This is a genomic window from Thalassotalea euphylliae, from assembly GCF_003390335.1.
Taxonomy (GTDB): domain Bacteria; phylum Pseudomonadota; class Gammaproteobacteria; order Enterobacterales; family Alteromonadaceae; genus Thalassotalea_F; species Thalassotalea_F euphylliae_B.
Genome location: NZ_QUOU01000001.1, coordinates 2,124,412 through 2,141,246, shown reverse-complemented (window position 1 = coordinate 2,141,246; position 16,835 = coordinate 2,124,412). Strand labels below are relative to the sequence as shown.

Annotated in this window: 13 protein-coding genes and 1 tRNA gene; 6 read left to right on the top strand and 8 right to left on the bottom strand. The window is 44.2% G+C overall.

Going from position 1 to position 16,835, the window contains the following annotated elements; all coding sequences use genetic code 11:
* The first annotated feature begins 149 nt into the window (after positions 1-149).
* The 3 genes from DXX93_RS09440 to DXX93_RS09430 all read left to right on the top strand — a co-directional run bounded on the left by DXX93_RS09440 (position 150) and on the right by DXX93_RS09430 (position 2,239).
* The gene (locus DXX93_RS09440) at positions 150-884 is read left to right on the top strand and encodes an START domain-containing protein (protein WP_116007883.1); all 735 of its coding nucleotides are present in this window, start codon (positions 150-152) and stop codon (positions 882-884) included.
* A 131-nt stretch (positions 885-1,015) separates the two neighbouring features.
* Complete coding sequence (locus tag DXX93_RS09435) at positions 1,016-1,885, top strand: fructosamine kinase family protein (RefSeq protein ID WP_116009896.1); 870 nt, start codon at positions 1,016-1,018, stop codon at positions 1,883-1,885.
* A gap of 147 nt (positions 1,886-2,032) precedes the next feature.
* Entirely contained in the window at positions 2,033-2,239 is a 207-nt protein-coding gene (locus DXX93_RS09430) for a CPXCG motif-containing cysteine-rich protein (protein WP_116007882.1), read from the top strand.
* A gap of 56 nt (positions 2,240-2,295) precedes the next feature.
* Here the strand turns inward: DXX93_RS09430 and DXX93_RS09425 are convergent, their stop codons facing one another.
* Positions 2,296-2,934 carry a riboflavin synthase subunit alpha gene (locus tag DXX93_RS09425; protein WP_116007881.1) on the bottom strand — a complete coding sequence of 213 codons (639 nt, stop codon included), beginning with the start codon at positions 2,932-2,934 and terminating at the stop codon, positions 2,296-2,298.
* Between the two features lie 67 nt (positions 2,935-3,001).
* Here DXX93_RS09425 and DXX93_RS09420 point away from each other — a divergent pair, with 67 nt between their 5' ends.
* Both DXX93_RS09420 and DXX93_RS09415 read left to right on the top strand, forming a co-directional pair.
* On the top strand, positions 3,002-4,354 hold the full coding sequence (locus DXX93_RS09420; protein ID WP_116007880.1) for an MATE family efflux transporter: 1,353 nt from the start codon (positions 3,002-3,004) through the stop codon (positions 4,352-4,354).
* Positions 4,355-4,408: 54 nt separating this feature from the next.
* Positions 4,409-5,353, top strand: coding sequence for a DUF3137 domain-containing protein (locus DXX93_RS09415; RefSeq protein ID WP_181902181.1), 945 nt, complete (start codon positions 4,409-4,411; stop codon positions 5,351-5,353).
* Positions 5,354-5,456: 103 nt separating this feature from the next.
* Here DXX93_RS09415 and DXX93_RS09410 read toward each other — a convergent pair whose 3' ends face one another.
* A complete protein-coding gene (locus DXX93_RS09410; RefSeq protein WP_116007878.1) occupies positions 5,457-6,560 on the bottom strand; it encodes an OmpA family protein in 1,104 nt (367 codons plus the stop codon).
* 253 nt (positions 6,561-6,813) lie between these two features.
* Here DXX93_RS09410 and DXX93_RS09405 point away from each other — a divergent pair.
* Positions 6,814-6,890: transfer RNA gene (locus DXX93_RS09405), tRNA-Val, on the top strand.
* A gap of 53 nt (positions 6,891-6,943) precedes the next feature.
* Here the strand turns inward: DXX93_RS09405 and DXX93_RS09400 are convergent.
* The 6 genes from DXX93_RS09400 to nirB form a co-directional block, all read right to left on the bottom strand.
* Positions 6,944-7,555 carry a PEP-CTERM sorting domain-containing protein gene (locus DXX93_RS09400; protein WP_181902180.1) on the bottom strand — a complete coding sequence of 204 codons (612 nt, stop codon included), beginning with the start codon at positions 7,553-7,555 and terminating at the stop codon, positions 6,944-6,946.
* 14 nt (positions 7,556-7,569) lie between these two features.
* Entirely contained in the window at positions 7,570-9,459 is a 1,890-nt protein-coding gene (locus DXX93_RS09395; protein ID WP_258872638.1) for a dockerin type I domain-containing protein, read from the bottom strand.
* A 387-nt stretch (positions 9,460-9,846) separates the two neighbouring features.
* A complete protein-coding gene (gene cobA / locus DXX93_RS09390) occupies positions 9,847-10,830 on the bottom strand; it encodes a uroporphyrinogen-III C-methyltransferase (RefSeq protein ID WP_116007875.1) in 984 nt (327 codons plus the stop codon).
* A 97-nt stretch (positions 10,831-10,927) separates the two neighbouring features.
* Positions 10,928-13,819: a nitrate reductase gene (locus tag DXX93_RS09385; RefSeq protein WP_116007874.1), complete on the bottom strand. Its 2,892-nt coding sequence runs from the start codon at positions 13,817-13,819 to the stop codon at positions 10,928-10,930.
* A 14-nt stretch (positions 13,820-13,833) separates the two neighbouring features.
* Entirely contained in the window at positions 13,834-14,217 is a 384-nt protein-coding gene (nirD, locus tag DXX93_RS09380; RefSeq protein WP_116007873.1) for a nitrite reductase small subunit NirD, read from the bottom strand.
* A gap of 2 nt (positions 14,218-14,219) precedes the next feature.
* Positions 14,220-16,835 carry a nitrite reductase large subunit NirB gene (gene nirB / locus DXX93_RS09375; protein WP_116007872.1) on the bottom strand — a complete coding sequence of 872 codons (2,616 nt, stop codon included), beginning with the start codon at positions 16,833-16,835 and terminating at the stop codon, positions 14,220-14,222.

Genomic DNA, 16,835 nt, shown 5'->3' with positions numbered 1-16,835 from the left:
ACACGTAGCGCCGCTTGTTAATTTAATTAAAACGATTAGGTGCAGACTTTGCGGTGTCTTTTCGAATTACCTTTTCGAACCTAAAACACGCAAAATATGGTCTAATACAAATGAGGTCGGAAGAATAGAAAAATTAAGCGGATATTTCAATGGCTAGCAAGCGTTTTTCATTGCTTTTTCATCATTTACATCAAATACCATTAGCATCAATACTCTTGCTCTTGAGCTTTAGCATTATGGCGTCAGAAAAACCACCCGTTGTGGTAACAGCTGATTTGCCAACTGAGGCCAATTGGCAACAAGTTCGTACCAGTGATACGATTCGTGTTTCTGTTGCTAAAGTCAACAACAGCCGTCTCGCCCATATTCGCGCTGAGCTTACGGTAAGATCTTCGCTTTCAGGGTTTCTTTTATTTTTACAAGATTACACCAACATTCCCAACTGGCTGGACAATGCCAATCACAGCGAACTCATTAAGCAGGTAACGCCCGCACGCAATATCTTCATTACCTATTTTGATGGTGTTTGGCCAGTTAAACCAAGAGATATGGTGATCGAAACACAGTACCAGCAACAAGCCGATCTAAGCATTGCTATTGAAGTGTTAGACGCCAGTGACAAAGCCCCTGCCAATACTGATGTCATTCGCGTGAGCGTTTTACAGGCGCGTTGGTTGATCAAACCACTTGAGCAAACTGGTCAAATAAAGATTCAGTATAAATTTAGCGTTGATCCCAACGGCGCCGTGCCAAAGTGGCTGGTCAATCAAATGACGATTCGTTCCGTATGGCAAACCATGCGCAATATCGAGAAACAATTACCCAGCTCACAGTGGCAGCAATTTCATGTCGATGGCATTGTTGAGAAAAGCTATCACCCCTAATATTCGCAAATTTTGAGTGTCACTAAGTTAAGCGCTCTTTGATAGGCACTCCTTGATAAGGGTTAGCAAGTAACACCCTGCCAAGTTATTCTATACTAAAACAATTGTTTCGTTTTACTGTGGCATTGGCGATGTGGCATACAATAGAAACCGCTATTAGTGAATCAACCGGAAAAGCATTTTCCATTCAATCAAAAGCCCCTATATCGGGTGGCGATACCAATTTAGCGTTTCATGTCTCAGGTAATGACCAAGCATACTTTGTCAAAGTCAACGAAAAACACGCACTAGCAAGCTTCGAACAAGAGTACTATTCTCTCGAGCAGCTGAGCTATTTAACCAACATTAGCTCACCTAAACCAGTAACTATTGGCTGCTCGCTCGATAAAAGTTTCTTGGTACTCGAGTATTGGCAATTTGTTCAAGGCAGTGCCAGTTTGTGGTACCAACTGGGGCAGCAATTGGCACTAATGCATCAAAGTTGTACCCATGGCGAATTCGGTTGGCAGAGCGACAATTTTATTGGTCATACGCGCCAACCAAACACTTGGCAGAAAAATTGGAGTATGTTTTTTGCTGAGCAGCGCATCGGCTGGCAACTAACGTTACTAGAAGAAAAATCAATACAACTCGGTGATATTGATCACATTTGCGGACATTGCCACGACCTGCTCGCTCATCACCATCCTGAGCCAAGCCTCTTACATGGCGATCTATGGCAAGGTAATGTTGGCTTTACAGAATTAAGCGGCGTTATTTACGACCCAGCGTGTTATTACGGCGACCGCGAAGCAGACATTGCCATGACCGAGCTATTTGGCTTGTTCCCCACCAGTTTCTATCAGGGCTATCAAGCGACTTTCCCGCTTTCAAAACGTTACGCCAAGCGAAAATTGCTGTATAACTTTTATCATATTCTCAATCACGCCAACATGTTTGGTGGCGTATACATAAAGCAAGCGAAAGCAAACTTACATCGCATTTTATCTTTGCCTAGCTAACGTGATAATAGGCTAAGTTAAAAAATAAGCGCCCTATCGTCAGCACACCAAAAATTTTAGACTTTTCATACGCTTACCGACAAGTAGCACATTCATGTTTTTCAGCCATAATTAAAGGACTGTCGAGCAAAGTGTGAGCGGTAAATTATGCTAGAAGACCTCCAACAACAACGAATCGAATGTCCCCACTGCGGTCATCATTTGCACGTGACCTTAGACCCAAGCGCAGGTGATCAAAATTATTACGACGAATGCCCCGCGTGTTGTAGTGAAATTCATTTTGTTATGCATATCGACGAAATTGGCCAAAAGATTGAACTACACGTCGACGCCGATGATGAGCAAGTATTTTAGGCTCAAATATTTGTACTTACTGCGAGATTCTTTTGGCAAACATAACATTAATAGCGTTAGGCTAGTTTAAGCTTCATGCGTTCAATCGTCGAGACGATAGTAATGGTTTGTTGGTCCATTTCAATATTCACTTTATCACCAACCGTTAGTTCACCAATATTGGTTCTGGTTAATGTTTCAGGAATTAAATGCACATTGAATTGACCGTTCTCAACGGACTCACCCAAGGTCAAACTCGTGCCGTTAATTGACACAAAGCCTTTGCCAAATAAATACTTTGCGTAACCATCTTGATAGTTTTCATCTAGCGTAAAGTGAATGCTGCAGTTATCACCTTGTTGCTCAATCAGGGTCACTGTTGCCAGCGCGTGAATATGACCAGAGACTTGATGACCCCCTATTTCATCGCCCACTTTTAACGAACGTTCAAAATTAACATAGTCACCTGATTTAACAGATGATAAATTGGTAACGCGTAACGTTTCGTCAATCACATCAAAATCAATACGAGCGTTTTCACCATCATGGTCTTGCTGTTTAACGACAGTTAAACAAACGCCATTGATGGCAATACTGGCACCCAGCTCAATTTGTTGTGCGTATTGCTTTTCTACGGCAATAGTTAAGTGACAAACACCATTGCTATTTTCAGCTGACAAAACTTGTGCTTTCGATTGCACAATCCCAGTAAACATATATCATTTACCCCTTAAAAATTTTCGCTACTGTAGCAAATTTACCATTTAAAGTACTCTGGTTTTCATGCGCTTATCTAATTTTATTTTTCAGTCCAAAAGTCTACTTAAACTCGCCTACCCCATTCTTATTGCCCAGCTAATTCAAAATTTAATGGGCTTTGCCGACACGGTAATGGCTGGTCGAGTGAGCGCCACAGACATGGCGGCAGTTGCTGTTGCCAGTAGCGTTTGGCTACCAGCAATATTAACAATTTCTGGCATTATGATGGCCTTGGCAGCCATTGTGTCACAATACGCAGGCTCAAACGCTTTTGATAAAGTTGCTAGCGCCACCTACCAAACAGCTTGGATCGGTTTGTTTTTAGGCGGTTCTCTTATTTTACTTAATGCCACCGTAGCACCTGCGATTTATCAACAAGTGACCTTGGAGCCTGCGTTAAAAGGCCTGATGTTCGACTACCTTGACTATATTGTCTGGGGCGGCCCAGCGTTTTGTTTATACTTTGTACTGAGAAACTATTCAGAAGGTTTATCGCACACCCGGCCGACAATGATCATCAGTATTATCGGACTACTCGTTAATATTCCCGCCAATTATGTCTTTATCTACGGAAAGTTTGGTATGCCAGCGCTTGGCGGTGCCGGTTGTGGCTTAGCCACGGCACTGGTTTATTGGGCAATGTTTTTGTCGATGCTGGTATATACCTATTTTTCCAAACACTTAAAGCAGGCACATTTATTTGAGCGCTTCTACTGGCCTAATTGGTCAGAAATTAAAACCGTATTGGCGCTCGGTATTCCAATTGCATTATCACTGCTGTTTGAGGTGAGCTTATTTGCTGTGGTCGCGATTATTTTAGCGCCCTTTGGCGCCGAAGTTGTGGCTAGCCACCAAATTGCCATTAACTTTTCTGGGCTCGTGTTTATGATACCGCTAAGTTTGGCAATGGCGGTGACGATCAAAGTGGGATTTGCCGTCGGTAACAAAAAACACCAAGAAGCAAAAGCGATCTGCTGGCACTCAGCAATGCTCGGTCTTGTTATCGCCGTAGTGACTGCCAGTGCAACCTTACTGTTTAAAACAGAGATTGCCAGTATTTACACCACAGAATTACCCGTTATTGAACTAGCGGCAAGCCTAATGTTTTTAGCGGCGCTATTTCAGTTCTCTGACGCAATACAAGTCATTTCTGCTGGCGCACTGCGCGGTTATAAAGACACTACATCGATTTTACTAATTACTTTTTTCTCATACTGGATAGTCGGCTTATCTATTGGCTTAATGCTAGGTTTAACTGATTGGATAATTGAGCCAATCGGCCCATCTGGATTTTGGATTGGCTTTATCTCAGGATTAACCACCGCCGCAGTGCTATTGGCCATTCGATTAAAGGTCGTGCAAGCACGGCTAGCGTAAGATAAGTAAGGCGTATTCAAAAGCTAGCTAATTTTTATGGGAGGTGGACGAGACATGGACCTAGACGCTGCACAGTTAAAGTTACTGTTTGAGCAAAAACTAAAGCCCAAGTTGGCGCCGCTAGAAAGTATTCGTTTGGCGACATTAAAGAAGAAAAAGGCACTTACCGTTTCCGTAGGGGCATTTTTTATCGCGGTATTGTCAGGTATTAACTCTACCCCTTTATTACTGTTGCTATTTGCAATTCTAGTGTATTGCATTTTCGCTTTTAAAGTCAGTTGGGATAATTACCGAGGCAGTTACAAACAACAAATTATGGCGACTCTGCTAGGTGAAATTAACAAGTCGCTGGTCTGGCATAAAGACAAATTCATCACTCAAACCGAGTTTGAACAAAGCGGCTTGTCCCCTAAGAAAATAGATAGCTACAGCGGTGAAGATCTTATTTGTGGCGAGCTCGAAGGTTTTAAGGTTGCAATGTCAGAGCTTTTTGTTGAACAAATTACTCCGAGACCAGAGGGCGGCTCACTGCGAACGCCTATTTTTACAGGTTTGTTTTTCAAAGCTCAAAACTGCACGTCATTCGCTCATTTTAGTTATATTTTACCGGCAGAAAATGCCAAGCAAGGGATAAAAGAAAGACTATTTGCCCCTTTCCAAAGTCCCCGCATTGGTGAAAAAGTAGCATTACCGGAAAGTGAATTTAGCCAATATTTCACCGTTATCAGCTCAGCGCCAGCGTCGGTATTGCAAATGCTAACGCCTGCGTTGATAAATAAATTAGTTGACTATCGAAAGCAAAAACAGGGAATCGCGATATCCCTATCTTTTGTTGAACAAAATGTCTACATTGCCATCCCCGAAGGCAGGGATTTATTTGAGCCTAAACTAGCCCTTACTGTTACTGACTTCGAGGTCATCAAGGGGCTGTTTCAAGACTTAGTCTTTTTTACAGGTTTATTGCAAGAATTAGGATTAAATTCAAATACTCGCCACTAATGCTCGTTTTGTAATAGGCATTAAAAAGCGCAAAGCAACTCAATGTATTAATTAATCGACTTTGCGCTTTTTCTCTTACTAGAAGCGAGCTTGAATAGCCGGGTTATTTTTCTACCGCTACTTTTTCACTGGTCTCAGCTGTTGCCATGATGCGACGATTCTGTGCGTGCGCAGCTGCATTATTTTCTCGATTTAACAACCGCTCTTCGCCATAACCTACAGCAGTTAAACGCGCGCTATCGACACCATATTCACTAACCAGCATATCGACCACCGCTTGTGCACGTTTCATCGATAGTGTTTGGTTATAGGCCGCAGCGCCAACACTTGATGAATGCCCTTCAATCGTTAAGTTAACCGCCTCGTATTGCTTCATAAAGTTGGCGAGCTTTTCAACTTCATCGTAAAACGCAGGTTTAATCACATCACTGTTATTATCAAAGTTAACTTGCACTTCAATCGAGCGCATTTTTTCACTAAATAAGGTGCAGCCTTTAACATCTACCATATGTGTTGCAGGTGTGCCTGGGCATTGATCTAGACTATCGATAACCCCGTCTTTATCTGCATCTTTTGCTTGAGGTGCTGTTTGCACTGGGGCGGCTTTCACAACTTGAGTTTTAGGTGCTGGCGCTAATGGTTTACGGGCTTTGTTTTCACCAAAGAAATACATTAAGCCAATCGTTGCATTAAAATCAGTGTGGTAATCTTCAAATTGATAATGTCCCTTACCTTCAATAAAGCCAGCAAAGCGATTAGTGAAGTAATGGCGATAGCCCATACCAATGTTAGCAGAGACTTCTTTGTCTTCTAGATCAATCTCTTTAAAACCCCCGATTAAATACAAGTTCTTTTTACTTGGAAAGTGCAGTAAGTCAATCGCGACTGAGCGGCCGTCTTGATCACCGTATGCATTACGCAGCGCGTCAACCGACAAATCGGTGTATAGAATACGTAGCTCGTTGTATTCGGAAAAGCGGTAGCCCAGAGATAACCCTAGGCCATCTCCTTCTTCCAATCCCGAGGCACTATCGCCTGCGACTTTTAGGCGCTCGTTATCTGCATCAAAATAGCTGTAGTGAATGCCGCCATATGCTTGTTTGACCAACACGGAAGCATCTGGTTGCTCGCTCGCATGTGTTGCCGATGGAAATGCTGAGGCATATAACCCCGCCATGATTAATGTAACAATTTTATTTTTTTTCATTGAGATTCCTTGACCTTTTCCCTGCTGAATATTCACCCTAGTCGTTGTTAAATGGCAAGCGAGCCTGCTATCACTAAATATTAACAACTCTTCTTACATTGTTATTAACGTTCTAAATTTAATCAACAAATTTAGCGATTTGTTGGTTAATTGAGCGAACGAACTAATTTTACGAAAATATGACGAAAAACACTTGCAACTACAAAATAGCATCGCTAACATTACGCCCCGTTGCTGAGGCAACATTTGATTTGGGAGCGTAGCTCAGTTGGTTAGAGCGCTTGCTTGACATGCAAGAGGTCGCTGGTTCAACTCCAGTCGCACCCACCACATTCTAAAAAGCCGCACAGTGTGCGGCTTTTTTCGTTTTGATGTTTGCTTTGCTACTTCTTGTAGGATATCAACCGTTTTCGCCCTAGCATGCCTAATACGGCTAAAGACAATAATGCCAGGCTGGTCGGTTCTGGCACGTCACGAGCTTGCGTTGCAATTATCGCATTGCCTAAGCTAACATCGGTAATAGCAATACCATCAGCATCGCTAAATGCGATTCCTTGCAAGGATACCGTTGTGAAATCAGGGATTGCTAGCATATCAACATCAAAAGAAATCTGAGCCAAAGCAAATTCTCCGGCTTGATTGGCATCTAAAAATGCCGCGCCCAGAAAGCTGACCACAGCGAGTCCTAAAGTGCCAGCACCGTCATCACCAAGGCTTGAATCAAGTGCTTCGCCAAGAGCAATATCACCTAATCCATCGCTTAATGTGTGATCAGTGTAAGAAAGTACGCTACTATCGTAAAGTACGTCTAAATCAAAAGCTCCAAGTGATTCAGGTGATTGATCGCCTAAGCCACTCGCCATTAGGGTGAGTGACACAGAATTACCGGTTGAACTTATTTGAAAAGCAGGATCGAACGATAGCATGAGATTGGCGTTGCTACTTGCAGTAAAAAGCAAGCCCATCAAAAGTAATGTTTTTCTTATTTTTTCCATTTTACTATTTCCTATTATTGAGGTAATTGTGTTGGTGCGCAGCGTGCATTGGTGCACTGCGATACACATAAACGTGCATCTACAACATTTATGACACCGTCATTATTGATATCCAGCGCAGGATTGCCCTCAGAGACTGGCACATTGCGATTTCTAGCGATGGCGGCAATATCAATACGATCAACTTGTTCATCGCCATTAACGTCACACATTAATGGTGTTTCGTCGCCTAGCATAATATTGAATGTACATGAGTTACCGGCACCATCCGACGCTTCAACTACACCAGTACCGGGCATAGTTTCATCAACTAAAACGACGCTAAATTGCACTTGTGGATCCGAAGGCACAAAGGTCGGCACCGTTACAATAATATTCGTACCACTAATACTGTCGATGGTAAAAATGCCGGTGTCTTCATCGATTTGCCCGTTATTATTTAAATCTTCACCAGGATCGAGCACACCATTACCATTAACATCTTCACTCGGTCGGTTATCCGTTGCTGTTGCCAATAACATTGGAACACCACCTTCTCCCATGGTGACTTCTGATGTACACAGCGGCGGATTAGCATCGCCTGCCGGATTAATAAAGCTAAACAAAGCACCACCGGGGTAAATATAGGAGTCATCTTGATTATAACCTTCCACTGTTATGCCGTGAGGACTGGCGGAGAGAGTTTGGTGAGTACCGTCAGTTAAGGGCACGACTGCTGAGGAAAAATTTGTATTGGGAATGGCAGTAAAACTACCTGCGCCAATTGGCGTACCATCTAAGCTAATGGTTGCTAGGTCGGCATTGTTAGCAATAATAGAGAGAAAATTCTCCGCAAACTGGTTACCTCCAACGGTGGAGAACGTATATTCACTTAAATACTGCTCAGATGGGATCATATTCCCCATAGACGGGTCCCCCGTCACCGCGCCAGGGGAAGAGCTCCCAGTCATAAATTGCACTACATAAATAGGGTTATCGCTACTAAAGACATGGTTATCTGGTAGCGGTGCAGTTTCAATAAATTCTCCCCGATTGATATTGCCAATGCTAACACCGTCTTGGTCAATATTGGTGCTATCCTCTGAAGCAACAATACGATAAATACTCCCATTTGGCCGATTAGGCAGGTTAGTCACTAAGATTTCTGTCCCCCAACTGGCAACTGGTTGCGCGACTTCAAAAATATGATCGCAAAAACTAGTGTTACTCGGGATATTAGTACATACATTGCCATTGATCACACCAACAGGCCTAGTTGCGCTAACCGTTGTCCCCATCAAACTCCCCGCCGTTCCAACGCTGGCACTAGAGCGACCATAGTAGGCTTCGCCGCTATTTAACGTCACATCAAATGGAACGCCAGCGAGGTTGCCTGTGATATTGTTAGTTGGGGTAATCGTCACCGTAGTATTGTCAAATGCTGCATAGACAATAAACTGTCCGCCGCCTAAAGTTGCATTATAAGTACTTAAAATATATTCCGTATTAAACGTATCTATCGGTAGACCTAAGGCGGCGTCAGTTGAAAAACTTCTTCTGTTGATGACATATGCAACAAACTCATCTATGCCATTAACCGCTGCAGCTCTAACTGCATTGTTGGCAACGGCATTCTGCGTCCAAATACTGGCGGCATTAGGAAGTTCGACAATCGTCACGGTGCCAGGGATGACCGATACTGTCGTATCAAAGGTGGGATTATTCACTGGGTATTGCACTTGTACATCTGTCGCGACCTCTGTAGCCAGATGTAGTTCAACAATATTAGTATTATCAAAGTTAGGCATAAATGCGAGAATGAACTCATTGCCTTGATTATCGATATTAGCATAGGCGCTATTTATCATGAAAAAGCTAAAAAACATGACAAATAACCGACATACGCGAGTTATTTGCTGTTTCATTCTGGGTTCCTTGTAAACGTTAGGTGAATGTTTCGCAAGTAGTCCCAGTAGCCGTAAACCGCATAACTTCTATGGCACTTTTAACACTATCAACAATGATGTGTTAAAAGACAGAACAGCCAAAATAATTAAATACACATTCCCTTTTCAATAACAGCAGTAAAGACTTCTATGTGTTTAGGAGTGTAAAAAGCAATCAAAATCGCATGCTTGTTTAATACTACTGGAACACCTATAGGTACTAAACTACTGAATTCCTGTTAGTTCCTAAGATGACACAAAGCATAACCAATACCAACACAGCAACACATTGAAAATTAATACTTTTTATTTCTAACGAGTGATTCGTAGGGGGGTGAATGTAAACAAAGCTGACAACAGGTTAAGTTATTGATTAATAACTTCTTGGTGGCTGCTAACCTGGTTGGCTGATTGTGCATTATCACCAGTTATAGCCAAATTGACCCTGACACGTTTTTCAACCACCTCGCCGACGATAATCAGCGCGGGACCTTGGCACTCTGCTAGGTCTTGTTCAGCGTTCATCGATGATAACGTTCGACAAACAAGCTTTTGCGAATCACTAGTACCTTGATCAATCACTGCGATTGGCATCCTTGCATCCATACCATGACTGATCAAACGCTGGCAAATCAAATCAACGCGATTTAAGCCCATATAAAACACTAGTGTACTTTGCTCTTTAGCCAATAACGGCCAGTCACATTCATGCTCTTTGCGCTTTCCATGTGCCGTAACAAACTTCACTGATTGCGCACAATCTCTGTGAGTTAGTGGTATACCGGCGTATGCGGCACATCCTGTTGCAGCCGTTATACCGGGAATAATTTGAAAAGGAATATTCGCTTTAGTTAACACGTCTGTTTCTTCTGCCAAACGTGCAAATATCGACGGATCACCGCCTTTTAACCGTACAACGTATTTTCCTTGGCTGGCATAGTCAGCCAATAACTGACAAATTTGTGCTTGGGTAACAGAGTGCTGACCACATTTTTTGCCAACAAAAATACGCTCAACGTGATTTGGGATCAGGCTGTTAATCTCTGGGTTTACTAACCAGTCAACGAGTACAACATCGGCTTGTTGGAATGCTTTGACGGCTTTGAGGGTCAACAGCTCTGGATCGCCCGCACCTGCACCGACAAAAACAACTTGCCCTTTTTTGTTGCCTTGCTCACTCAGCCCGGTTCCATCACTGGCCTGGTTGTCTATGACACCGACCACTGATTGACGCTTGAGCAGGGTAAACCATACCGGTAATGCGGCTCTTTGTGTGTTGTTTGTTGTCCACAAACGTTGTTGCTGATGCTTAATCCAAAATAATGGGGTTTTTAGTAAACTTAACTGCATTTTTACTCCTCAAGCAGCCAATGGCTAACGCTTAAATAGCTGCGACTGATTGGCATTGAGTCTATTTATCACAATCACCCTTGCGGCGATCTTCAGGCTATGCGCTCGCCACTTCTTTAATATCGATCAATTGCGATTGACAAGTGTTGATAATGGTTTGTAACTCTGGCTTACAAGAACCACAGTTGGTACCGCATTTCAGTTTTTTGCCCAACGCAGTAACACTGTCCGCCCCTGCCTGCACCGCTTCGCGAATACTGTTTTCCGTCACGTTAAAGCAACTACAGACTTTACGGCTCTCATCTGCGGCCGCTGGTGCAGTTTTTGATAGTAAAGCTTGTACTTGGGTGAATGACAGCGACTCCTCTGCAAACAAGTCGTCAACCCATTTTTTGGCGTTACCAAAGTCGCTCTCGGCAGAAGCAGCAGTAAAAGCAGTCGCAAAATAAGCGGCGAACATCACGGCGCCATTTTTCAAGCAAACAATATGAGATAGCTGACTGTCATTATCAGTAAAACTTAGCCATTCACCCTGACAGGGAAACAACTGTTGGCACCTCGCCATCGTTAACGCTTGGTCAGTTTTTGTTGCTAATTGGTAGTGCCAGCTATTCGGCTGTTTTGTTTTCAACCAATACGCTGAGTGCTGTGCAATACTTTTCACGAGCCTTTTGCCTGATTGGCTTTCAATGTCCTCTGCAAGTGCTTGGCTGACATAACAATCAATGTATTGCTCAAACTTGGCTGCGGTGATGGCGATACCGGTGTGTTTAAGCTCTGGTTGGCCTGAAATAGGATCAACAGCCGCATCGTATAAACTTGACACGGTTGCACTGCCACAGAACTCTTGGTTCCAATGAATTGGCATAAAGCACTCACCAACAGCAACTGCATCGCTCACTTGCACGGGCACGTATAACTCACCTTTTGCTGAGCTTACTTTTGCAATTTGATGATCACTTAAACCATATTTTGAGGCATCAACAGGGTTGACACTAAGAAAAGGTTTGGCCAAATGTTGCGTCAGTGCAGGAGCAACGCCAGTTCGTGTCATGGTATGCCATTGATCGCGAAAACGCCCACTGTTAAGCACTAACGGAAACGCTTTGCTTGCTTTTTGTTCAGGTAATTTCGGCGTTACTGGGAAAAAATTTGCTTTGCCATTTGCCGTTGCATATTCCCCATTAGCAAACACGCGAGTACTTTTATTTTGAGAGGTAATAGCAATTTGAGAGACAATCGCAATTTGGGATGCTCCAGCTGCTTGACTCGGTCTTGATGACGCCATGGGAATAGGCCACTGCACTGGCTGCAACTGCTCATATTCCGTCAGTGATAGTGGCGCCAAGCCCGACATATCGAAAACGCGTTTAGACGCCCCAGCATTTTGATAGCCAGACAAAGCGGCAAATTCAGTGAAAACTTGATAAGGGTGTTGATAGGCAAAGCCACTAAAGCCCATTTTTTGTGCGACTAGCGACATAATGTCCCAATCATGCTTGGCTTCGCCTGTTGGTTTAACAGCGCTACGTTGACGCGAAATACGGCGCTCAGAATTCGTCACGGTGCCATTTTTCTCAAGCCATGGCGTTGCTGGTAATTTAACATCAGCATAAGCGAGGGTGTCATTATCTGTAACGCAGTCTGAAACAACGACAAAGTCACATTGCTCAAACGCTTTTGCCACTTGGTTGTGATCAGGCAAACTGACCAGTGGGTTTGTACCCATCACCCAAACCGCTTTAATTTTTCCCGTCAGCATTTGTTCGATCATATCGACAGCTTTCGCGCCTTGCTTGGTGGGCATATGAGGAGACTGCCAAAACGTTTGCACTAAATCGCGATGCGCAGGATTTTCAATATCCATATGCGCAGCCAGTTGGTTAGCTAAGCCCCCTACTTCTCTACCGCCCATAGCGTTGGGTTGACCTGTGATAGAAAACGGCCCGGCACCTGCCTTTGCAATTTTACCCGTGGCTAAATGCACATTAATAATGGCATGACACTTATCAACACCAGAAGTTGACTGATTGATCCCCATTGAATACATGGAAATCGCCTTGTTAGCCTGTTCAAAGTATTGATAGAAACTGAGTAACTCAGCTTTAGTTACCCCACAAAATTCACTAACTTGCGTTAAGCCCCAAGCCGATGCTTGAGCTATTGTCTCTTCAAACCCTTGCGTATGTGCTGCAATATAGTCGTGATCTAGTGCGCTCCGCTCAGCCAAATAGTTTAATAAACCATTGTATAGCGCGGCATCAGAGCCCGGAGTAATGGCCAAATGTAAATCAGCACTTTCAGCGGTAGCGGTGCGACGAGGGTCAACCACGACCAATTTACACGCGGGGTTAATTTGCTTGGCGCGCTGCATTCGTTGGAACAGCACAGGATGTGTCCACGCAGCGTTAGAGCCAATTAACACCATAAGATCGGTTTGTTCTAAGTCTTGATAATCACAAGGGACGACATCTTCGCCAAACGCTCGTTTATAAGCTGAGACCGCTGACGACATGCAAAGACGTGAGTTGGTATCGATATTAGCGCTACCGATATAGCCTTTCATCAGCTTGTTGGCAACGTAGTAGTCTTCCGTAAGTAATTGCCCTGACACATAAAAGGCAACCGCATCTTTGCCGTATTTTTCGATGGTTTCGCTAAATTTATCTGCCACTTGAGCAATCGCTGTTTGCCATGAGACTTGTTGACCAGCCACCTCAGGCGCTAAGAGTCGATTCGTAACATCAACGGTATCTAATAAATGAGTGCCTTTAACACACAAGCGACCAAAATTTGCAGGGTGTTCAGGCGAACCCTCTAAGCTAGTCGCCTGCCCTTCTGTTACCGAAATATCCACACCACAACCTACACCGCAATAAGCACAAGTACTTTGCACTAAAGCATCGGCAGCTATTGGCGGATAATGAAGCGGATAGAGAGCCTGCTCATTAGAGCAAGCGGCAGATTTAACATTTAAGTCGCCAATCATGCGTAATGATACTCCTAGATATACACTTGGATCGCTTGGTCTTGAATACGCGTTGGGTAAGCCGCAATTTCAGCTTCCTCTTGCAAACACGTACCTGTTTTCAGCGAGAATTGCTGTTTGTAGAGCGGTGATGCCACGATTGGCTCGCCGTTGTTACTGCCAACAATGCCGCGATAAAGCACGTTCGCTTGGCCGATGGGATCAAAATTATCGACCGCGAAAACCTTTTCTTCGCTATCAGGAATACTAAAAATGGCAATTTGCTTTTCTAGTTGCTCACCCTGTTCACTGGGCTTAGCAACTAAGGCGCAGATACCCGAGTTAGCCACTAAGTCGTGAATACCGCACAAGGTCACCCAATCTTTATTTACTGTTTGCTCATTGACTGATTGCGACATGATTAGTCCTCCATTACTGCAACAACTTGCTTGCCAGATTCGTTAGGGCTTTCGTTGTGGGTTAAATCGACAATCTCGATATTGCCACCATTTTTACTAGCCTTTTTCTCTGCCAGTGTGGCTGGGCGAATTTGATCACGCTCAGTCACAAATTGAATATTGTTGTCGGTTTTATCTGAATTCACGAACTGTCTGAATCGCTTCAGCGACTCTGGATTTTCCAGTGTGGTTTTCCACTCACATTGGTATTTGCCAACAATGCTCGCCATGTGTTGTTCAAGTTCGTCACAAATGCCCAAGTGATCGTCAATAATCACTTTTTGCAGGTATTCTAGACCGCCTTCTAAATTTTCCATCCACACCGAAGTGCGCTGCAAGCGGTCACCGGTTTGAATGTAGAAACTGAAGATGCGATCGATGTATTTAATCAGTGTTTCGTCGTCTAAATCGGTCGCGAATAAATCTGCGTGACGCGGTTTCATGCCGCCATTACCGCAAACATAGAGATTCCAACCTTTGTCGGTGGCGATAACACCAAAATCTTTACTTTGTGCTTCGGCACATTCGCGAGTACAACCAGAAACCGCAAACTTGACTTTATGCGGTGCACGCACACCTTTGTAGCGATTCTCGATATGTATTGCCATGCCAACGCTGTCTTGCACACCATAGCGACACCAAGTACTACCTACGCAAGATTTAACTGTACGCACCGATTTACCATAGGCGTGGCCTGTTTCTAAGCCTACATCGATTAGTTCTTGCCAAATATCGGGTAGTTGATCGACGCGGGCGCCAAACAAATCAATACGCTGGCCACCGGTGATCTTGGTATAAAGGTTATACTTTTTGGCGACTTCGCCGATCGTAATTAATTTATCAGGGGTGATCTCGCCGCCAGGAATACGGGGGACAACAGAATAAGTACCGTCTTTTTGCATATTGGCGAGGAAAGTATCGTTGGTATCTTGCAGCGCTACCTTGCTACTTTCAAGGATGTAGTCGTTCCAAACAGACGCTAAAATTGAACCCACTGTTGGCTTACAAATTTCGCAGCCTAAGCCATGACCGTGTTTTGCAAGTAGCTGGTCAAAGCTAGTGATTTTTTCAACTTTAACAATGTCGAATAGCTCGCGGCGAGAATAGGTGAAGTGTTCGCAAATATCTTTTTTCACCTCAACACCGCGACTCTCTAATTCTTTGTCGACAACATCTTTAAGGAGCGCAGCACAGCCGCCACAGCCCGTGCTCGCTTTGGTGCATGATTTGACGTCAGCAACACTGCATGCACCGCCATCCACAGCGGCAACAATATCGCCTTTGGTAACGTTTAAACACGAACATATGGTCGCTGTATCCGGCAGCGCGTCGGCCCCTAACATAGGTTTGTCTGCGGCCATTGGTAAAATAAGCGCTTCAGGACTTTCAGGTAGTTCAATACCGTTCAGCATATATTGCAGTAAGCTATCGTATTCACTGGTATCACCAACCAGTACAGCACCTAGCAGTAATGACTTGTCACTTGATACCACAATCTTTTTGTACACACCTTCTGGCTGATTTTCGTAGGTATAGGTTAATGCGCCTTGTGTTTTGGCGTGCGCATCACCGATTGAGCCAACGTCAACGCCCATCAGCTTTAACTTGGTGCTCATGTCAGCGCCTTCGAAAGCATCCTCAGATGTGCTATCAAGCACGTGCTTAGCGGCCACTTTCGCCATTGAATAGCCCGGTGCCACTAAGCCGTAAATCATGTTGTCGTATAGTGCACACTCACCGATCGCGTAAATGTTTTCATCTGAGGTTTGACACTGATTGTTAATGACAATGCCGCCGCGCTCGCCAAGCACAAGGTCGTTTTCTCGCCCTAGGTTGTCGTAGGGGCGAATACCTGCGGAGAATAACACCAGATCCGTTTCCAATACCTCGCCATCAGCGAATACTAAGCGGTAGCGACATGACTCGCCTTTTTCAATCACTTGTGTGGCTTTTGAGGTGTGAACTTGTACGCCAAGCTCTTCTATTTTCGCTTTAAGTAAGCGGCCACCGCCAGCATCCACTTGCACTGCCATCAGTTGTGGTGCAAATTCCACCACATGAGTTTGTAAGCCCAATTCTTTGAGCGCGTTTGCCGCTTCCAAGCCTAATAAACCGCCACCGATCACCACACCAACATTACTGCTACTTGCACTACTCTTGATAGACTCCAGATCATCTATGGTCCGGTAAACAAGGCAATGTGGTTGATCTCCCCCAGGGATCGGTGGCACAAAAGGATAGGAACCTGTTGCCAGAATGAGTTTGTCGTAGCTAAACGTCTCGCCGACTTCTGTTGTCACCTGTTGCTGCTCGCGATCAATCGTCGACACTTTAGCATTAGTGCGAAAATCAACTTGCCAGTCTTGGTACGTTGCTTCGTCAGTCAATGCCAAGTCTTGCGCCGTTTTCCCAGCAAAGTACTCTGATAAGTGCACGCGATCATATGCCAAGCGACTTTCAGCCGATAACACAGTAATGTTGACTTGCTCTGCTGATGCGCGCAAATTGGCAAGCTGCTCAACAAAGTGGTGACCGACCATGCCGTTGCCGACAACAACGACGTTTAGCTGATTAGACAT